Annotated in this window: 2 protein-coding genes and 1 pseudogene; 1 reads left to right on the forward strand and 2 read right to left on the reverse strand. The window is 24.7% G+C overall.

Annotated features, from left to right (window positions below):
- Positions 1 to 735: pseudogene (locus tag Q0V08_RS11415) on the reverse strand (hypothetical protein); the annotation flags it as partial.
- Between the two features lie 119 nt (positions 736 to 854).
- Positions 855 to 1,565 (reverse strand): complement resistance protein TraT, encoded by a 711-nt coding sequence (gene traT / locus Q0V08_RS11420; protein ID WP_297434838.1) that lies wholly within the window; start codon positions 1,563 to 1,565, stop codon positions 855 to 857.
- A gap of 223 nt (positions 1,566 to 1,788) precedes the next feature.
- Here traT and Q0V08_RS11425 point away from each other — a divergent pair, with 223 nt between their 5' ends.
- A complete protein-coding gene (locus Q0V08_RS11425; protein WP_297434839.1) occupies positions 1,789 to 2,598 on the forward strand; it encodes an alpha/beta hydrolase in 810 nt (269 codons plus the stop codon).
- Positions 2,599 to 2,690: the final 92 nt, after the last annotated feature.

The following is a 2,690-nucleotide window of genomic DNA, read 5'->3' on the forward strand; positions in this document are numbered from 1 at the left end:
AAATATAGGTGATTCCTCTAATAAATATACATAAAACTGTGGTGAATATAGTATTAGGAGAGTCACTATATTGTAAAAATAAATTATACCCAAACAAGTCCAAATAAAAATTCTAAACTTTTTAAATTTTTTAGATAAAATATTTTCTAAAAAATAAAATATTAATAAAAATAAAAGCACTCGTGTTATTGTATATTCAGCCATAATTAGATAGTTATTTTGAAATCCTATCCTTAAACTAAATAGCATTTTTCCTATTAAAAGAAAAAATATAACTTTCAAACTGTTTCCTCTAGGAATCCTATGTCTACTATTTAAATATATAAAAATATTAAAGCCTATTAAGCATATTGTTAAAAAATTCAGAAAAATCTCTTGTATTTTAGAAAATTTTACTCCCTCTAAATTTAAATATATTTTTTCCCAATTTTTCTGCTTCTTTAAAATGTATTCATCTGAATCATCTTTATATTTTCCTTTTAAAATATATTCACCATTTGGAACATTATAAAATAAACTACCATTTAAAAAATTACGTTGTTCTATTTTCTCTTTCAAAATATTCCCATCAATAGGAGATAATGTATATTCCCCTATATTTCTCTCTAACACTTCAAAATTCTTTATCTTAGGAACTACGTATATAAAATCTTTTTTTACTTTTGATAGTTCCAATAACTTAAAAGAAAATAGAGCTGTTATTAAAAAAATGAAAATAAGACTTTTTCTATGCATTTTCTCTCCTTTATTTTAATTATATTTTTTTCATTATACCCTTTCTTATAAAAGATATACAAGAAAAATATACCCCAACCTATTTCTTTTCTAAAAGAAAATTTCGATTGGGGTATTTTTTAAAAGATATTAGAAATTGAGTTTATAAGTTCCCCTTCTAATAATGGAGTAGCTTCTTCAAATTTCAAATTAACCTTATTTGCTGTACTAACTACACGCGTTTGATATTTATTCATATTTCCAGAATCTACAGATGTTGTTGCTGCAACTCCTCTAGTTCCTTGCTTTATAAGATTTACATTATCTATAGTTACTTTTTTACTTGTTCTCTCACTTATTACTATATCTGTTATCATTACATAATAAACATCTTCAACTAAAGCATCTGCAGCTGTAGCTACAACTCCACCTACCAAACCTAATCCTATTGCACTATTTACAGAACCAGTATTATACGCTCCTAACGCTCCTCCTACTCCTGCACCAACTAAACCTGCTTCTGCTGGATTACTATTTCTTAAATCCTCTTTATTTAACTTTAAAATGTTAGCTTGCAGCCAATAGTTTGATTTTTTAGGATTATTTGTTATCTTATATCCTTTTGAAATTAATAAACTTTTTATACTATTTTCAATATTTAATGTCTTTGGAGTTGTATTCTTAACTTGAACAAAAATTGTTTTATCTCCTACATACTCTGGATTTAGCCAAACTGTTTCTGACATTTGAGTTTGTACTTCTAAATTTCTCTTTTTTACTATTGTATTTACACTACTACATCCTGTTAATAACACAAAAGTAGATATAATTATTAGTATTATTTTTTTCATTAAATCCTCCTAATTTTTTATCTGTTTTTATTTTATTATATCTAATAAATTTTATATAAAGATAAAATCTACATGAATACCCTTATTTTTTTACATAAAATATTTATTTTAATGTATAAAATTTAGTATTCAAAGTATATTTTTTCAATATTTATGTAAAAAGTTATCATTTTATAGTTTTTTGTATTAAAATTATAACTAACAATATAAAGGTGGTGAATAAATGTATATTACATTAAGAAAAAATAAAAAAATAAAAGTAAATATTTTAGGAGAAGGAGATCCTATTATTTTTATTCATTCATATCTTTGGGATAGTAATATGTGGAAACCTCAATTAGAAGAACTTTCAAAAAATTTTAAGTGTATCTCTATAGATTTATGGGGACATGGTGATTCTGATTTTTTAAATAACGAGGATACTTGTTCTCTTAAAGAGCTTACTGAAGATATAGTCAATATAGCAGACCAACTAAATATAAAACAATTCAATTATATTGGCCTATCTGTGGGTGCTATGTTAGGTACTTATTTAGCATTAAATTATAGTAATCGAATTAAAAAATTAGTTTTAATGGATGGATATTCTGGAGATGAGCCTATTTCAACACAAGAAAAATATCTAAGTTTATTGAATACCATTGAGCATCTAAAATACATTCCAGAAGAACTTGCAAATATAATTGCCCCAATGTTTTTTAGTAAAAATGAAACAAATTCAAAAGGAGTTTTTTATAGAAATTTTAAAAATGAACTTATGAATAAAAAAGAGAAAAATATTGATACTATTGTTAAATTAGGAAGAGAAATTTTTCAAAGAGAAAATCTTCTAAATGAAATGAAAAATATTAAAAATCCAATCTTATTTTTAGTTGGGGATGAAGATCTACCTAGACCTACATATGAAAGTCTTGAAATGCATAAATTAATTAAAAACTCAAAATTTAGTATTATTCCAAATGCTGGGCATATATCTAATTTAGAAAATCCTACGTTTGTAAATAGTGAGATAATAAAATTTTTGAATAAATAATAAAAAAAGCACAGATTAATCTGTGCTTAAAATTTCAAAATGGTGCCTAGAAAAGGATTCGAACCTTCGACCGCCCGGGTATGAACCGGGTG

It is taken from the genome of uncultured Cetobacterium sp. (assembly GCF_947038635.1).
In the GTDB taxonomy this organism is placed as follows: domain Bacteria; phylum Fusobacteriota; class Fusobacteriia; order Fusobacteriales; family Fusobacteriaceae; genus Cetobacterium_A.